Below are 16,116 nucleotides of genomic sequence, written 5' to 3'. Positions count from 1 at the left end.
CCTGAGCCGTCGCCACGCCTCGACCCGACCTGATCCCTGATTTCCCGCCGCTCTGCGTTTTCCGCCGCGACCCCATGAACTCACTGCAAGACAAGACGTTTTCTCCCAAGCACCAATCCGCCTTCGATGCCCGCTACGAAGCCCAGAAGATCGCCTTCGGCCCCGTGGTGTTCCACTGCGTGCGCTATGCCTGGAAACGCGGCATGCTGCAGGCGCTGGCCGAGGCCGGGGGGCAGGGACTGTCGGTGGACGACATGGCCGCGACCGGGCGCTGGAGCCGCTACGCCCTGAAGCTGGTGCTGGAGACCTGCCTGTCCTGCGGCGCCGTCTCACTGAAAGACGGTCGTTATGTACTGGACAAGACGGGCTATTGCGTGCTGAGCGACACGCTCACCCAGGTCAACCTGAACTTCGTGCACGATGTGTGCTACCTGGGCTTGTTCGAACTGGAACGGGCTCTGGACGAAGGCAAGCCTGCGGGCTTGAAGACGCTCGAGGCGCAGGCGGGCAAACGCTGGTCGACCATCTACCAGGGCCTGCCCGAACTGCCGGAGCCCGCGAAGTCGAGTTGGTTCGCCTTCGACCACCTCTACTCCGACACCTCCTTCCCGCTCATCCTGCCCGACGTGTTCGCCACCGCGCCCCGGCGCATCATGGACATCGGCGCCAACACGGGCAAGTTCAGCATCGCGGCCCTGCGCCACGACGCCCAGGTCGAACTGCACCTGGCCGACCTGCCCCAGCAGCTTGCGGTGGCGCGGCAGGCACTGGACAATGAGGGACTCGCAGGACGCGCGCATGCCCACCCCGTGGATCTGCTCGACGACAACGCGCCACTGCTGCAGGAAGGAGCACCGGGCATGGACCTGGTCTGGATGAGCCAGTTCCTCAGTTGCTTCAGCGAACAGGCCATCGCCAGCATCCTGCGGCGCGCCGTGGCCACCCTGACCCCACAGGGCCAGGTGCTGATCCTCGACACCTTCTGGGACCGGCAGCGCTACGACATCGCGGCCTACTGCCTGATCAACACCTCACCCTATTTCACGGCCATGGCCAGCGGCAACAGCAAGATCTACGAAAGCGCCGACTACATCCATCTCTGCGCAGCCGCCGGCCTGCGACTGATCACCGTGCGTGACGGCATCGGCTACGGCCACTCGCTGTTGCGTTTCGGCAAGGCATGAGCATGCCGCGCGCCACCACCCTCGCCACACGCTGCACCCTGGGCCTCTGGGTCGTGCTGCTGAGCGGCTGCGGCCTGCTGCGCACCACGCCCCCCGCGGACGGCGTGGGCCTTCCACCGGGCCGCGCCGTCCCGGCGCCCGCGCAAGCGGGTGACGCGCCCCTGCTGCGCCTCGCGCCCGGTGCGCTCGGACGCAATCTGGCGCTGGAGCAACGCATCCGCATCGAGGCGCGCGACGAAAAGGGCCAGCCACTCAAGCGCCAGATCGAGACCTTGCTGGAAGTCGATGCACGGACCTTGCGCGTCGTGCTGCTCTACATGGGGCAGACCGCCGCCGTGCTCGAATGGGACGGTCAGCGCTTGCAAGAGACACGCTCGGTCTGGTGGCCCTCGGCGCTGCGCGGTGAACGCATCCTCTCGGAACTGCAGATGGCGCTCTGGCCCAGCGCCGCGATTCGCGCCGCGCTGACGGAGGGTTGGACCCTGGACGCGGACGAGCAGGTGCGCGTCCTGCGTCAGGATGGCGTACCGGTCATCCAGATTCGTTTCGTCGATGGCATCCGCGAGGTCGAACTGCGCAACCTGCGGGAGGACTACCACCTCTCCATCCGTTCCCTGAGCCTGGACCCATGACCTTTCATCTCAACGCCCTCGGCCTGCTGTGCGCCCTGGGCAACGGCGTGGACGAGGTACGCCGGCAACTCTTCAACGCCACCGCCCTGCCTGGTACCCTGGGGGTGCGCCCCTGCGCGCTCTACGCGCCTTACGCGCCGCTGCATCCCGGCCAGGAAACCCCCACGTCCCTGCACCTGGGCTGTCTGCCCGACACGGTGGCGCTGCCGACGCTCGAGGATCTGCCGGTGGAGGAACGCACCCGCAGCAATGCGATGCTGACGTTGGCCTTGGCGCAGATCCAACCACAGGTGGATGCCGCCATCGCGCGGCATGGCCCGGAGCGCGTGGCCGTGGTGCTGGGCGCCAGCACGGCAGGGCTGGAAGAAGGCCTGCAGGCGGCGCGACAGTTCCAAGCCCAAGGCCGTTTCCCCAACCACTACCACTATGGCCAGCAGGAGATGGGCAACGCCGCCGCCTTTCTGCGCCGCAGCCTGGGCCTGCGCGGCCCGGCACATGTGATTTCAACGGCCTGTTCCTCTGGCGCCAAGGCCTTGGCCTCTGGCGCGCGCCTGCTGCAGGCCGGACTGGCTGATGCGGTGATCGCGGGCGGCGTGGATGCGCTCTCGGCCTTCACCATCGCAGGCTTCTCCGCGCTGGAATCGGTCAGCGCCGAACGCTGCCTGCCGCTATCGGCCAACCGGACCGGCATCAACCTGGGCGAAGGCGCCGCGCTGTTCCTGATGAGCCGGGAACCTGCGGCCTCGCCAGGCGAGGGAGTCTGCCTGTCCGGCTGGGGCGAAACCTCGGACGCGCACCACATGTCGGCCCCGGAACCCAGTGGACGCGGCGCGGCTGAGGCCATGCGCCTGGCCATGGCGCGCGCGCGCCTCACGCCTGGCGAGGTGGACTACGTCAACCTGCACGGGACGGCCACGCCACAGAATGACGCGATGGAAAGTCGCGCCATCCTCGATGTGCTGGGCAGCGACGTGCCCGTGAGTTCCACCAAACCGCTGACCGGCCACACACTGGCCGCGGCGGGCGCGATCGAAGCGGCACTGGCCTGGATCACCCTCGCCGACAACCCGCAAGGCAGGCTGCCACCCCATGTCTGGGATGGCGCATGGGACGACACCCTGCCCAGGCTGACGCTGGCGCGGGCCTCAGCTCCGGCCTTGGGCCGTCCCGTGCACCATGTGCTGAGCAATTCCTTCGCCTTTGGCGGCAGCAATGCGACGCTGATCCTCTCGCGCACCTGATCTCCCCATACCCGCATGCCAAGCACTTTCCAGCCCATCGAGCACTACGTCCCGCACCGGCGTAGCCTCTTGCTGATCGACCGCCTGATCGCCGCCGACGACGACAGTGCGGTGAGTGAACTGACGGTGCGCGACGGACTGTTTGCAGACACGGACGCCGCCGCCGTCCCGGCCTGGGTCGGGATCGAGTACATGGCCCAGGCGATCGCGGCCTGGGCGGGTGCCCGACACGCGCGCCACGGCAGCCAGCCGCGCCCCGGTTTCCTGCTCGGCAGTCGGCGCTACCTGGCGCATGTGGATGCCTTTCCTTTCGGCCAGCGGTTGCGCGTGAGCGTGAAGTGCGAACTGCTCGGCGACAATGGCCTGGGCATGTTCGAGTGCGCCATCCTGGACGCGCTCACGGGACAGCCCCAGGCCGAAGCCCGGGTGTCGGTCTATGAACAGCCCGAGGATCCCCCGTCCGGTTCGCACGGCAAGCCCATGCCCACGCCGCTAACCGGCAAGCCCTGAGTCACAGCAGCATGAACAACAACTCTCCCACCGCCACGGCACCGACGGTGCTGGTCACCGGTTCCAGCCGCGGCATCGGCCGCGCCATCGCGCTGCGCCTGGCGCAGGAAGGCCATGACCTGGTCCTGCACGGACGTGGCGCCAGTGCGCAGCTCGAAGAAACCGCCGCCCGCGTGCGCGAGATCCGGGGGCACGCGCACGCGGTCCGCACGCTGGCCTTCGACGTGGCCGATCGCGCCGCCGCATCCGCCGCCCTGCTGGCCGATGTGGAAGCGCACGGGGCCTATTACGGTGTGGTCTGCAACGCGGGCATCGCACGCGACAACGCCTTCCCCGCGATGACGGGCGAGGAATGGGACCAGGTCATCCACACCAACCTCGACGCCTTCTACAACGTGCTCAACCCGCTGGTCATGCCCATGGTGCGGCGCCGGGCGCCCGGGCGCATCGTCACGCTGGCTTCCGTCTCGGGCCTGATGGGCAACCGCGGGCAGGTCAACTACAGCGCGGCCAAGGCGGGCATCATGGCCGCGTCCAAGGCACTGGCCGTGGAACTGGCGAAGCGCGACATCACCGTCAACTGCGTCGCGCCGGGCCTGATCGAGACCGAGATGATCCACGCCGAAATGGCCCCGCAGGCCCTGGAGGAAGCGATGAAAATCATCCCCCTGCGCCGCATGGGCCGGCCCGAGGAAGTCGCCGCTCTGGTCGCCTTCCTGCTCAAACCGGAAGCGGCCTACATCACACGGCAGGTGATTTCGGTCAATGGCGGCATGATGGGTTGACTACCGGGATGCAGGGACGATGTTGGAATGAACGGAAAAAAAATGAACGAGAAAAAACGCGTGGTCGTGACCGGCTTTGGCGCGATCAGCCCCCTGGGACACGACTGGCCCACGGCCCTGGCGGCCCTGCGCGCGGAACGCAACAAGGTGGAGGTGATGGAAGCATGGAAAGGCTACGAGGGCTTGAACACCCAGCTCGGCGTGCCGGCTCTGCCCTTTGAACTGCCTGCGCACTACAACCGCAAGACCATGCGCAGCATGGGCCGGGTGGCGGTGATGGCCACGCGGGCCAGCGAGCTGGCCCTGATCGACGCCGGTCTGCTGGGACAAGGCGCGGACGCCATGAAGGCCGACCCGCTGCTGCACAGCGGGCGCATGGGTGTGTCCTACGGGTCCTCGGCGGGCACGCCCGCGGCCATCGGTGACTTTGGTCGCATGATCATGGAGAAGACCACCGAAGGCATCACGGCCAACACCTACATCAAGATGATGTCGCACACGGCCGCGGTCAACATCGGCGTGTTTTTCGGCCTCACCGGTCGTGTCATCACCACCTCCAGCGCCTGCACCTCGGGCAGCCAAGGCATCGGATATGCCTACGAAGCCATTCAGTCCGGTCGCCAGGTCGCCATGCTGGCGGGAGGCGCCGAGGAATTGGATGCGACCGAGGCCGCCGTCTTCGACACCCTGTTCGCCACTAGCACGAAAAACGACACCCCCGATCTGACACCACGCCCCTTCGACGCAGCGCGCGATGGCCTGGTGCTCGGCGAAGGCGCCTGCACCCTGGTGCTGGAAGAGCTGGAACACGCGAAGGCGCGCGGCGCGACCATCCACGCGGAGCTGATCGGCTACGGCACCAACAGCGACGGCTCGCACGTCACTCATCCCAAGAGCGAGACCATGGCTCAGGCCATGCGTCTGGCACTGGACGAAGCGGGCCTGCCCGCCAGCGCCATCGGCTACGTCAACGCCCACGGCACGGCCACCGAGCAGGGCGACCTGGCCGAATCCGAGGCCACCCTGGCCGTGCTGGGCGAGCGCGTGCCGATTTCTTCGCTCAAGAGCTACATCGGCCACACCCTGGGCGCCTGCGGCGCGTTGGAAGCCTGGTTGTCCATCGAGATGATGCGCGCAGGCTGGTTCGCCCCCACCATCAACCTGACACAAGTGGACCCGCGCTGCGCCGCGCTGGACTACATCACCCAGGGCGGGAGGGCCCTGCAAACCGACATCGTGATGAGCAACAACTTCGCCTTCGGCGGGATCAACACCTCGTTGATATTCCGCAGGTGGCAAGACTAAGTCGAACCATGCCAGGAACAGGCTGTAAGGCCTGTCCAGACGAGGAATGAATTTGAAAGCACCACGGATTGCCTTGGTCTTGTTAGTCCTGTTTCTGCAAGGACCGGCATGGGCACGGACTGCGGAACTGATTGAACATGAGCGGGTATTGCTTCCTGGCACTTCCACGCACTTGCCCACGACGGAAGACGCACGGGCCGCCATCATCCTCGGTGGTCAGCATTTGGGATGGCGAGTCACCGGAGACAACATTGGTCGGATCACACTTTTTTACAACAGGAAGAACAAGCACACGATCACAATCCATGTGATCTACGATGCCTACGGCTTCCAGGTGCGCTACGCCGACAGCACCAACATGAACTATGAAAAAGTCGACGAAAACACCGCCCTCATTCATCCCAACTACAACCGGTGGATCAACAATTTGATCAAGGAAATCCCCGAAGCGATGAAGGAAGTCAATGCGGCAAAGGCCCGCGCGGAACTCATCCGCGCACTGAAATCACCTTCTTCCGTCCAACCCACCCACAAGGAACAACCCTGATGAAAGTTCAACTCAGCTTCGCCGCGCTGTTCACTGGTCTCTTTCTCGCGGTGCCCGCGCACGCCGAAGACAAGATCCTGCACATCCCGCTCAAGGACGTGATCGAAATGCCGGAAGCCAAGGACAAGCTGGATGGCACGGTCAAGTTCTACCTGGCCGGCCAGACCACCCCCAAGGTGCTGTCCAAGTCCAACGACGATGTGTCGAACAAGCGCACCAACGCCGTGGGCAAGGATGAGGTCTTCGCCTGCAAGTGGGCGGCGCTCTCGGCACTGATCTCACTGCAGGACAAGGCCAAGACGCTGGACGCCAACGGGGTCATCAACATCGTGAGCTATTTCAAGAAAGAAACCTACAGCGACCCGGTGAACTTCGAATGCCGCAAGGGTGCCATCATGGCGGCCGTGACCCTCAAGGGCAACTACGCCAAGCTGGAAAAATAAGCTCCACCTCCCCCGGGCCGAAGGTGCCAAACCAGGATGAGGTGCAGCCTGTTGCCGCCTGGCTGGCATTGGCGCGGGTGTCCGAATGGTGGCCCCATTTCGCAAACCTCGAGAGTGCGCCATCCCCGGCGCTTGCCGAGTTTTCCGTCTCCGAGCAAGAACGCCTGCGCGGCATCACCGCGCCCAGGCGTCGGGCGCAGTTCATCGTGGGACGACTGTTGCTGCGGCGCCTGCTCCGGCAACTGCTGACACCCACGCGAACTTTCTCTGTGTCGGCGTCGGACCAGGGGCCACCCCGTCTTGAGGACCAGGACCATGATGCCCCAGAGCTGCACCTGGCCCTGAGCCACAGCGGAGACTGGGTCTGCGCCGCCGTGGCCCCGCTGGCCCTGGGTCTGGACCTCGAAGCCACGGAAGACCGATCCCGTGCCCGTGACTGGCCCGCGCTGGCGACGATGGCGGCCTCGCCCACCGAACGCCGCGCCCTGGCCGCCCTGCATTCGCCCGCTGAACAAGGCGCTGGTTTCCTGCGACTCTGGACGCTGAAGGAAGCCTGGTTCAAGCAACAGGCACGCGCCCTGGATCTGGCTGTGCTGCCACGCCTGCACACTGCCCCCGCGAACGATGCCGCGGCATTCAATGCCTGGGTCTGGCAGACCGAGCACTGCACCCTGGCGCTGAGCTGGTCCTCGACCCTCTCGTCGACCCCGCTGCCGGTGCACTGGGTCCAGTCGTACCCAGTTGGCTCGGGCCATGGTCCAGCACCGACTGACGCGTCCGGACCCTTGGGCACCACAGCGCCTCTGCACACGCTGGCCCACGCCAAGCCGCGACCCTGGCACGTCGGCCTGCCCCCCTCTGCCTGAGTTCTGAGTTCAGTCAGGCCATGCGGGCGCCATCAAGCCGTCAGGCACCAAGGTGCCGTGTCATGCACCAGCCCCATCCAGAGCGCCCACGCCGAGCTGAGCGCCAAGGCCAGTCCGGCCAGGCGCACGCCCAGGTTCTGCCAGATCGGATTGCGCGAACTTGCGCCCTGCCCCAGGCGCAGCCACAGCCACGGTCCCAAGGTCATCGACACCGCCGTTCCCAAGGCAAAGAGCGCCATGACCACCGCGCCTTTCCAGGCCTGTCCCGTCAAGGTGGCAACCAGCAATGCGGAATACAACAAACCGCAGGGCAGCAAGGCCCACAAGCTGCCGATCAGGAGCAGGCCGGCGCTTGCACCCCTGCTGCCCTGTCCGTCGTCGGTGGCAGCACGGCGACGCACCAGGCGCTGCACGCGGCGCCACAGCGCCTGCGCACCCTGCTCCAGCCAAACCGGCTGGGCAGCACGCCAGAGCAAGACCAGACCCAAGGCGATGGCCGCCACATGCAGCAGCGACCAGAGCGGACGCAGGGCCGCCGAGTGGACTGTCAGCCAGCCCAGTCCCTGCATCGACGCGGCCGCCAGTCCGCCCAGGGCCGCGTAGCCCAGCACCCGCCCCAGTTGGAACATCAACACGAGCGGCAGGTCGGAGGAGGCCGCGGGCGGATTGCCCACGGGCAAGGCACCCGTGGCATCTGCCTGAAAGCGGGCTGGCTGCGGCGCGATCGGCGGGCCACCGCGCGCCGCGCGCGCCAGGCCAGCGCAGGCCGCGCCGCACATGGCCACGCAGTGCGGCCCGCCGGCCAGCCCCATCAACAGCGCCGTGAAGGCAAGGGTGGAGGACATCCCGGCATTCTGGCTCAAAGAATCTTGGAGAAACGCGCCCGATTGCGGTCGGCCTGCAGATAACGGTCAAACACCATGGCGATGGCGCGCACAAAGTACCAGCCCAGGGGCGTGACCTGGATGCCGCCGCGCCGCGCGTCCAGGTCCAGGCTGACCAAGCCCTGCTCGGCCAAGCCGCGCAGGGCTTCCAATTCGGTCGCGAAGTAAGTCTTGAAGTCGATCAGCCAGGCCAGGTTGATGGACTCGAACATCAGCTCGCCCTGACACATCAGGGCCATGATCACGGCGCGCCGCACCAAGTCGTCGCGCGAGAGCGCCAGGCCCCGCTGCACCGGGAAGCAACCCCGATCCAGCGCGTCGTAGTACTCCTCCAGCGTCTTGGCGTTCTGGCTGTAGGTCGCGCCGATGCGGCCAATCGCGGACACGCCCAGACCGATCAAGTCGCAATCGGGCTGCGTGCTGTAGCCCTGGAAATTGCGGTGCAGGCGACCCTGACGCTGCGCCACCGCCAGGGCATCGTCCGGCAAGGCGAAATGGTCCATGCCCACGTAGACATAGCCCGCGCCCTGCAGACGCGCCAGGGCGTCCGACAGCATGGCGAGCTTGGCCGCCGCGCCCGGCAACTGGGCACCATCGATGCGACGCTGCGGCTTGAAGCGTTCGGGCAGATGGGCGTAGGCGTAGAGCGCGATGCGCTCAGGCCGCAACGCACAGACCTGATCCAGGGTGCGGGCGAAAGACTCGGGTGTCTGCAGTGGCAGGCCGTAGATCAGGTCGGTGTTGACGGACTCGAAGCCACGGTCGCGCGCGGCCTGCACCAGCGCGAACACCTGTTCCGCAGGCTGCACACGGTGCACGGCCTTTTGCACGGCCGGGTCAAAGTCCTGCACGCCGAAGCTCAGACGGTTGAAGCCCAGTTCAGCCAGCACGTCCAGTCGTCCCGCATCGATGGTGCGCGGATCGACCTCGATGGAGTACTCCCCCCCGGGCGTGAAGTGGAAGGCGCGTTGCAGCATGCGCATCAGCGCACGCAGTTCCGCGTCATTCAGAAAGGTCGGCGTGCCGCCGCCCAGATGCAGTTGGCTGATCGCCGGGGCGTGGCCTGCCGTGCCCGCGCCCAAGGCCTCGAGGTGCAGATCCACCTCGCGTGCCAGATATCGCAGGTACTCGGCCGCGCGCTCATGGTGCTTGGTGATGATCTTGTTGCAGGCGCAGTAGTAGCACAGCGACTCGCAGAAGGGTATATGCACGTAGAGCGACAAAGGCAGCGCCCCCGCGCCCGCGCCGCCGCGTTGCCCCAGGGCCTGGGCGTAGTCGGTCGCACCAAAAGCCTCGACGAAACGATCCGCCGTCGGGTACGAGGTGTAGCGCGGACCGCTCACGTCATGGCGACGCAACAGCTCGGGCGTGAGCGCGAGCGGTGCGTCGGGAGCGATGGCGGAGTCAGTGTCTTTGCGCATGGGGGAAAACCGGATGGTTGGTGCGAGACTGTGCGCCTCGGGCGCGTTCCCCATCTTGATTTGCATCAAAAGGTGACCGATTCACCCCTCGCCCCCCCCGAGGGCCCCGGGGCCGCGACACCCGCCAACCGTGTCACAATCATCGCCATGTCGTCCCACCCCACCATCAACGTTCATGCGATGGATCTGCGCACGATCAAGGTCGCCTGCTCCAATTGCAATCTGCGCGAGCTCTGCATGCCCGTGGGCCTGAGCAGCGAGGAGATGGAGCGCCTGGACCAGGTTGTGGCGGCACGGCGCAAGGTCAAGCGCGGCGAGGCACTGTTCCACGCGGGTGAGAAGTTCGAATCGCTCTACGCCATCCGCACCGGCTTTTTCAAGACCTGTGTCACCACCGAGGACGGGCGTGATCAGGTCACCGGCTTCCAGATGGCCGGCGAGATCATCGGTCTGGACGGCATCGTGAACGACCTGCACAGCTGCGACGCCGTGGCGCTGGAAGACGCCGAGGTTTGCGTCATGCCCTACGAGCGCATCGAGGATCTGTCGCGCGAGATCAATGGCTTGCAGCGTCATGTGCACCGCATCATGAGCCGCGAGATCGTGCGCGACCAAGGCGTCATGCTGCTGCTGGGCAGCATGCGCGCCGAGGAGCGGCTGGCCGCCTTCCTGTTGAACTTGGTGCAGCGCCTGCACGCGCGGGGCTTCTCCCAATCTGAACTCATCCTGCGCATGACGCGGGAAGAAATCGGCAGCTACCTGGGCCTCAAGCTCGAAACCGTGAGCCGCACCTTCTCGCGTTTCGCGGAAGACGGCATCGTCGAGGTCAAGCAGCGCTACGTGCGCATCCTGGACACGGACGCCCTGACCCGGCTGGTGAACGCGGTCCAGCCGGCCTGCAACTGAACGCGGCGCATGCCGGTTCAGACAAGACGCGCGTCGCGGTCTGGATGATGCCCCCTCCTATCGCAAGCGAGCCATCCACGACACGCGCACGTCGTGGTCCTCGTGGCCGCGAAGGTACGCCTGGATAAGCACCCTAGCGGGCGCTGCTCAATCTTTCTCCTGGGCCAACAGCAAGGTCAAGGCGCTGGCCAGTCCGGCCATGCCCCAGAAGGCGAAGAACGCCAGGGTGTAGACCCCGGCACGCGCCAGCTCGACGGGCTGGCCAAACCAGTGCAGATCCTGCGGATCCACCAAGGCAAAGACCAGCATCTCCAGCAGACCAGCGACCAGAAAAGCCGGCCAGGCGATCCACATCAGTTTGCGCCACTGCATGCTTGTGCTCCTCTACACGCCTGTGTTTTTGTTGATTCGCGGTCGGCTAGCGTCGCCTGTGCGCCTGCCTGTCAGGGCTTGATCGGGGTCTGGGACGGGGTGGAACTGGTGCCGAGCTGCAGGTCCACCGGAGCGGCCACAGGTGCGCCGGTCTGCGCATGATTGCGCGCCTGCTGTGCCGGGGCCTCGTTCTGCCTGAGCACGCGGGTGTCCAGCACCGGATCGGGCGCGCTGGCGGCCAGCCAGAAGGTATGCAGGCCCGCGACCACCACGATGAGAGGTCCGGACAGGACCAGCCACACGTAGCCGAACTTCCACCAGGGTTTTGTGTCTTGCATGTCTTGCTCCTTGATGCTCCCAGCCGCCCGTTCATCGGGGGACGAGGAAAACAGATTTTTCCTTGACCACATGGTCGTCGGCGCTGATCTCGAAACGCATGGGATGGCTCCCCTTGCCCACGCGCTCGCCTTCTTCGTAAGGCAGCTGGGCGCGCACGGCGATCCAGCGTGACTGCGCCGGACCGATGGTGATCTCGCCGCCTTCGGCACCGTCGCTGACCACGGCGAGCCCGGGCAGACCCGTGGCCACGATGCGGTAATGCTGCGTTCTTTCGGCAGCGTTCATGATCTGCAGGCGGTACACGTTCTCGATCATGCCGCGCCCGTCCGGACCGACGACGATGCGGGCAAGCACGCCACGGTCTCGCACCACATCCACCTTGAAGGACGAACGCAGGGCCAGGCTCGCCAGCAGCCCGAAAATGATGGCCCAGAGGATGGCCGTGTAGACCAGCACGCGCGGCCGGAACACGCGTTTCCAGGTCTGCAGGCGGCTCCAACCTCCGTGCAGCGCGTTCTGCGTGGTATAGCGGATCAGGCCACGGTCATAGCCCATCTTGTCCATCACGCCATCGCACACATCCGCGCAGGCCCCGCAGCTGATGCATTCGTACTGCAAACCCTCGCGGATGTCGATGCCTGTGGGGCAGACCTGCACGCACATCGTGCAGTCGATGCAGGACCCGAGGCCCATGGACTTGAGTGCCTGCGGGTCCGTCTGACGCGAACGTGCGCCGCGCGGTTCGCCGCGCTGCTCGTCATAGCTGACGATCAGCGTGTCCCGGTCGAACATCGCGCTCTGGAAGCGCGCGTAGGGGCACATGTACTTGCACACCTGCTCGCGCATGAAACCCGCGTTGCCATAGGTCGCCAGCGCGTAGAAATTCACCCAGAACCATTCCCAGGGGCCGAACCCCAGGGTGAAGGACTGCGCCCAGAGTTCGCGCACCGGCGTGAAGTAACCCACAAAGGTGAAACCCGTCCACAGCGACAAGGCCAGCCAGACCGCGTGCTTGCCGCCCTTGCGCAGGAACTTGTTCAGGCCCCAGGGCCCGGCGTCGAGACGCAGGCGCGCACTGCGGTCGCCCTCGAGCTTGCGCTCGATCCACAGAAAGATCTCGGTGTAGACCGTCTGCGGGCAGGCATACCCGCACCATTGGCGCCCGGCGACGGCGGTGAAGAGGAACAGCGACAGCGCCGAGATGACGAGCAGGCCCGTGAGGTAGATGAAGTCCTGCGGGTAGAGAACCAGGCCAAAAAGGTAAAAACGCCGGGCCCCCAGGTCGAAGAGCACGGCTTGACGTTCGCCCCACTGCAGCCAGGGCAGGCCGTAGAAGACGATTTGCGTCAACCAGACCAGCACCCAGCGCCAGCGCGCATAGAGGCCGCTGACGCTGCGGGGATAGATCTTCTTGCTGGCCTCGTAGAGCGAGACCATGGTCTCGCCGCCGTCGGCCTCGGCAGCGATGACCGGAATGACCTTTCTATCGGCCACCACCGCGGCTCCAAACATAGGCCGTCAGCAGGTGGATCTGCTCCGGGCTGAGCTTGCCGCCATGTGCCGTGCCTTGCGCGGGCATTTGGTTGGTCTTGCCGGCGTTGATCATGGCCGTGATCGCGCTTTCGCCCCAGCCATGCAGCCAGACATCGTCCGTCAGATTCGGGGCGCCCAGCAAGGGATTGCCCTTGCCGTCCTGACCGTGGCAGGCGGCGCAGACCCCGAATTTGGCCTTGCCCAGTTGCGCCCGCAGGCTGTCATGCGGACTGTTGGACAGGCTGAGCACATAGTGCGCGACATTCTTCACATCGTCCGCACCACCGACCGCCGCCGCCATCGGGGGCATCACGCCAGCACGCCCCTGCGTGATGCTGGTCTTGATCTCGTCGGGCGTGCCGCCCCAGAGCCAGTCGCCATCCGTCAGGTTTGGAAAGCCCTTGCTGCCCCGCGCGTCGCTGCCGTGGCATTGGGCGCAGTTGTTCAGGAACAGCTTTTCCCCCATGGTCAGGGCCTGGCCGTCCTTGCTCGTGTCCGGCACGCTCAGTCCCGCGAACCTCGCGTACAGGGGCGCCACCTGCTGCGCGCCCTTGGCCATCTCAGCTTCGTACTCGCCCAGTTGCGTCCACCCCAGGGACCCTTCGTGCTTGCCCAGGCCGGGATACAGAAACAGATAGACCAGGGAGAAGATGATGGTGAGGATGAACAGGCCCACCCACCAACGCGGCAGGGGGTTGTTCATCTCGCGCAGATCCTCGTCCCAGACATGGCCGGTGCTGTTGTCGGCGGAGGCATTCTTGACCTTGACCTTGCCCGACACCCAGAGCAGCACCAGACAGGCGATGATGCTGATGAGGGTGACGGCGCCAATGAAGATCGACCAGTAGTTGTGCGTGAAGTCGCTCATGATGTGTACTCGCCTTCAGTGTCTTGTCTTCATTCTTCGAAGGGCAGGCGAGCGGCTTGCTCGAAGTCCGCCCGCTTGCGCGCGGACCAGGCCCAGGCCACGATGCCGACGAAGCACAGCAGCCCCACCACGGTGACGACGGAACGCAGGGTATTGATGTCCATGTCCATGCTCCTTACTTGAGCGCGGTGCCCAGCACCTGCAGGTAGGCGATCAGCGCGTCCATCTCGGTCTTGCCCTTGACGTCCGCGGGCGCCTGTGCGATCTGTTCGTCCGTGTAGGGCACGCCAACCACGCGCAGGGCCTTCATGTGATTCGGCAGCGCGTTGGCATTCACCAGATTCTTCTCCAGCCAGGGATAGGCCGGCATGTTCGATTCCGGCACCAGGTCGCGCGGGTTGATCAAGTGGATGCGGTGCCACTCATCGCTGTAGCGACCGCCCACGCGGGCCAGATCCGGCCCCGTGCGCTTGCTGCCCCACTGGAAGGGGTGGTCATAGACCGATTCCCCGGCCACGGAGTAGTGGCCATAACGCAGCGTTTCGGCGCGGAAGGGACGGATCATCTGCGAATGGCAGTTGTAGCAACCTTCGCGGATGTAGACATCGCGTCCTGCCAGCTGCAGCGCGGTGTAAGGCTTGACGCCTTCCAGCGGCTGGGTAGTGGACTTCTGGAAGAAGAGCGGAACGATCTCGACCAGCCCCCCCACCAGCAGCACCAGCAGGATCAGCACGATCATCAGGAAGTTGTTGGTCTCGATCTTCTCGTGACCCGAGGTTTTGTGTTGTGCCATGTTGTTCTCCTCAGACGTGGGCCGCCGCGACGTTGGGGATGCGCACCGGTTCAACGCGCCCGGCCGTGGCCGTCTTGATCACGTTCCAGAGCATCAGCACCATGCCCGCGAGGTACAAGAGACCGCCCAGCAGACGCAGCACGTAGAAGGGATAGGTGGCCTTGACCGACTCAACAAAGGTGTAGGTCAGCGTGCCGTCGGCGTCGACCGAGCGCCACATCAGGCCCTGCATCACGCCAGCGATCCACATGGCCGCGATGTAGATCACGATGCCCACCGTGGACACCCAGAAGTGAACCTCGATGGCCTTGACGCTGTACATCTGCTTCTGACCGAACAGGCGCGGGATGAGGTAGTACATGCTGCCCATGGTCACCAGGCCCACCCAGCCCAGGGCGCCACTGTGCACGTGGCCGATGGTCCAGTCGGTGTAGTGGCTCAGGGCGTTGACCGTCTTGATGGACATCATCGGTCCTTCGAAGGTGCTCATGCCGTAGAAGGACAGGCTGACGATCAGGAAGCGCAGGATGGGGTCGTCGCGCAGCTTGTGCCAGGCGCCGCTGAGCGTCATGATGCCGTTGATCATGCCGCCCCAGCTGGGGGCGAGCAGGATCAGCGAGAAGAGCATGCCAATCGATTGCGTCCAGTCCGGCAAAGCCGTGTAGTGCAGGTGGTGCGGCCCCGCCCACATGTAGGTGAAGATCAGCGCCCAGAAGTGGACGATGGACAGGCGGTAGCTGTAGACCGGCCGCTCGGCCTGCTTGGGGATGAAGTAATACATCATGCCCAGGAAGCCGGCGGTCAGGAAGAAGCCCACCGCGTTGTGGCCGTACCACCACTGCACCATGGCGTCCTGCACACCGGCGTAGGCCGAATAGGACTTCCAGAATCCGGCTGGCACGGCCGCGCTATTGACGATGTGCAGCAGCGCCACGGCGATGATGAAGGCCCCGAAGAACCAGTTGGCCACGTAGATGTGGCGGACCTTGCGCATGCCCACGGTGCCGAAGAACACCAGAGCGAAGGCCACCCAGACCAGGGTGATCAGGATGTCGATCGGCCATTCGAGTTCGGCGTATTCCTTGCCCGAGGTGTAGCCCAGCGGCAGCGTGATGGCCGCCAGCACGATGACCACCTGCCAGCCCCAGAACGTGAATGCCGCCAGCGGCCCGCCAAACAGGCGGACCTGGCAAGTGCGCTGAACCACGTAATAAGCCGATGCGAACAGACCGCAACCGCCAAAGGCGAAGATCACCGCGTTGGTGTGCAAGGGGCGCAAGCGTCCGTAGCTGAGCCAGGGGATGCCGAAATTCAACTCGGGCCAGGTCAGCTGGGCGGCGATGATGACGCCCACCAGCATGCCGACCACGCCCCAGACCACCGTCATGATGGCGAATTGCCGAACCACGGTGTCGTTGTAGACCGTGGCGTCCTGTTTAAGTATTGTCATGTTTCACCTCTGTTCACAGTCTGCCCGCTTGGGTACA

Annotated in this window: 18 protein-coding genes and 1 pseudogene; 10 read left to right on the top strand and 9 right to left on the bottom strand. The window is 65.3% G+C overall.

Annotated elements, in window-relative coordinates:
* The first annotated feature begins 74 nt into the window (after window positions 1-74).
* Genes AZ34_RS08570 through AZ34_RS17585 form a run of 9 tightly spaced genes read left to right on the top strand, consistent with a single transcriptional unit; the run spans window position 75 to window position 7,513 of the window.
* Window positions 75-1,184, top strand: coding sequence for a class I SAM-dependent methyltransferase (locus AZ34_RS08570; protein WP_035607075.1), 1,110 nt, complete (start codon window positions 75-77; stop codon window positions 1,182-1,184).
* Between the two features lie 2 nt (window positions 1,185-1,186).
* On the top strand, window positions 1,187-1,816 hold the full coding sequence (locus AZ34_RS08565) for a DUF3261 domain-containing protein (RefSeq protein WP_051509632.1): 630 nt from the start codon (window positions 1,187-1,189) through the stop codon (window positions 1,814-1,816).
* Complete coding sequence (locus AZ34_RS08560; RefSeq protein WP_035607071.1) at window positions 1,813-3,057, top strand: beta-ketoacyl-ACP synthase; 1,245 nt, start codon at window positions 1,813-1,815, stop codon at window positions 3,055-3,057. The genes AZ34_RS08565 and AZ34_RS08560 overlap by 4 nt, the downstream gene beginning before the upstream one ends.
* 15 nt (window positions 3,058-3,072) lie before the next feature.
* Window positions 3,073-3,567, top strand: coding sequence for a hypothetical protein (locus AZ34_RS08555; protein WP_051509631.1), 495 nt, complete (start codon window positions 3,073-3,075; stop codon window positions 3,565-3,567).
* A gap of 11 nt (window positions 3,568-3,578) precedes the next feature.
* A complete protein-coding gene (locus tag AZ34_RS08550) occupies window positions 3,579-4,352 on the top strand; it encodes a 3-ketoacyl-ACP reductase FabG2 (protein ID WP_035607068.1) in 774 nt (257 codons plus the stop codon).
* Between the two features lie 42 nt (window positions 4,353-4,394).
* Window positions 4,395-5,657 (top strand): beta-ketoacyl-ACP synthase, encoded by a 1,263-nt coding sequence (locus AZ34_RS08545; protein WP_035607064.1) that lies wholly within the window; start codon window positions 4,395-4,397, stop codon window positions 5,655-5,657.
* Between the two features lie 46 nt (window positions 5,658-5,703).
* Entirely contained in the window at window positions 5,704-6,204 is a 501-nt protein-coding gene (locus tag AZ34_RS08540; RefSeq protein ID WP_155831750.1) for a hypothetical protein, read from the top strand.
* Window positions 6,204-6,647, top strand: a complete 444-nt coding sequence (locus tag AZ34_RS08535; RefSeq protein WP_051509630.1) for a hypothetical protein — start codon at window positions 6,204-6,206, stop codon at window positions 6,645-6,647. The genes AZ34_RS08540 and AZ34_RS08535 overlap by 1 nt, the downstream gene beginning before the upstream one ends.
* A gap of 41 nt (window positions 6,648-6,688) precedes the next feature.
* Window positions 6,689-7,513, top strand: a complete 825-nt coding sequence (locus AZ34_RS17585) for a 4'-phosphopantetheinyl transferase family protein (RefSeq protein WP_197026515.1) — start codon at window positions 6,689-6,691, stop codon at window positions 7,511-7,513.
* Between the two features lie 32 nt (window positions 7,514-7,545).
* On the opposite strand, the gene AZ34_RS08525 is transcribed toward AZ34_RS17585, so the two are convergent.
* On the bottom strand, window positions 7,546-8,358 hold the full coding sequence (locus tag AZ34_RS08525) for a sulfite exporter TauE/SafE family protein (RefSeq protein WP_035607060.1): 813 nt from the start codon (window positions 8,356-8,358) through the stop codon (window positions 7,546-7,548).
* A 14-nt stretch (window positions 8,359-8,372) separates the two neighbouring features.
* A complete protein-coding gene (gene hemN / locus AZ34_RS08520) occupies window positions 8,373-9,818 on the bottom strand; it encodes an oxygen-independent coproporphyrinogen III oxidase (RefSeq protein WP_051510108.1) in 1,446 nt (481 codons plus the stop codon).
* A gap of 180 nt (window positions 9,819-9,998) precedes the next feature.
* On the opposite strand from hemN, the gene fnr reads away from it, so the two are divergent.
* Window positions 9,999-10,724, top strand: a complete 726-nt coding sequence (fnr, locus tag AZ34_RS08515; RefSeq protein ID WP_035607057.1) for a fumarate/nitrate reduction transcriptional regulator Fnr — start codon at window positions 9,999-10,001, stop codon at window positions 10,722-10,724.
* A 162-nt stretch (window positions 10,725-10,886) separates the two neighbouring features.
* Here fnr and AZ34_RS08510 read toward each other — a convergent pair.
* The 7 genes and pseudogenes from AZ34_RS08510 to ccoN all read right to left on the bottom strand — a co-directional run.
* A pseudogene (locus AZ34_RS08510) lies at window positions 10,887-11,096 on the bottom strand (hypothetical protein); the annotation flags it as partial.
* A gap of 71 nt (window positions 11,097-11,167) precedes the next feature.
* Window positions 11,168-11,434, bottom strand: coding sequence for a hypothetical protein (locus tag AZ34_RS17945; protein ID WP_081767132.1), 267 nt, complete (start codon window positions 11,432-11,434; stop codon window positions 11,168-11,170).
* 31 nt (window positions 11,435-11,465) lie between these two features.
* Window positions 11,466-12,947, bottom strand: a complete 1,482-nt coding sequence (gene ccoG / locus AZ34_RS08500) for a cytochrome c oxidase accessory protein CcoG (protein WP_035607054.1) — start codon at window positions 12,945-12,947, stop codon at window positions 11,466-11,468.
* Complete coding sequence (gene ccoP / locus AZ34_RS08495; protein WP_035607052.1) at window positions 12,919-13,836, bottom strand: cytochrome-c oxidase, cbb3-type subunit III; 918 nt, start codon at window positions 13,834-13,836, stop codon at window positions 12,919-12,921. The genes ccoG and ccoP overlap by 29 nt, the downstream gene beginning before the upstream one ends.
* A 29-nt stretch (window positions 13,837-13,865) precedes the next feature.
* Window positions 13,866-14,000 (bottom strand): CcoQ/FixQ family Cbb3-type cytochrome c oxidase assembly chaperone, encoded by a 135-nt coding sequence (locus tag AZ34_RS08490; protein WP_035607050.1) that lies wholly within the window; start codon window positions 13,998-14,000, stop codon window positions 13,866-13,868.
* Window positions 14,001-14,011: 11 nt separating this feature from the next.
* Window positions 14,012-14,629: a cytochrome-c oxidase, cbb3-type subunit II gene (gene ccoO / locus AZ34_RS08485; RefSeq protein ID WP_035607048.1), complete on the bottom strand. Its 618-nt coding sequence runs from the start codon at window positions 14,627-14,629 to the stop codon at window positions 14,012-14,014.
* A 10-nt stretch (window positions 14,630-14,639) separates the two neighbouring features.
* Window positions 14,640-16,079, bottom strand: coding sequence for a cytochrome-c oxidase, cbb3-type subunit I (ccoN, locus tag AZ34_RS08480; protein ID WP_035607046.1), 1,440 nt, complete (start codon window positions 16,077-16,079; stop codon window positions 14,640-14,642).
* Window positions 16,080-16,116 lie beyond the last annotated feature (37 nt).

The organism is Hylemonella gracilis str. Niagara R, assembly GCF_000600295.1.
In the GTDB taxonomy this organism is placed as follows: Bacteria; Pseudomonadota; Gammaproteobacteria; order Burkholderiales; family Burkholderiaceae_C; genus Hylemonella; species Hylemonella gracilis_A.
This window is presented reverse-complemented; position numbering and strand designations above follow the sequence as displayed.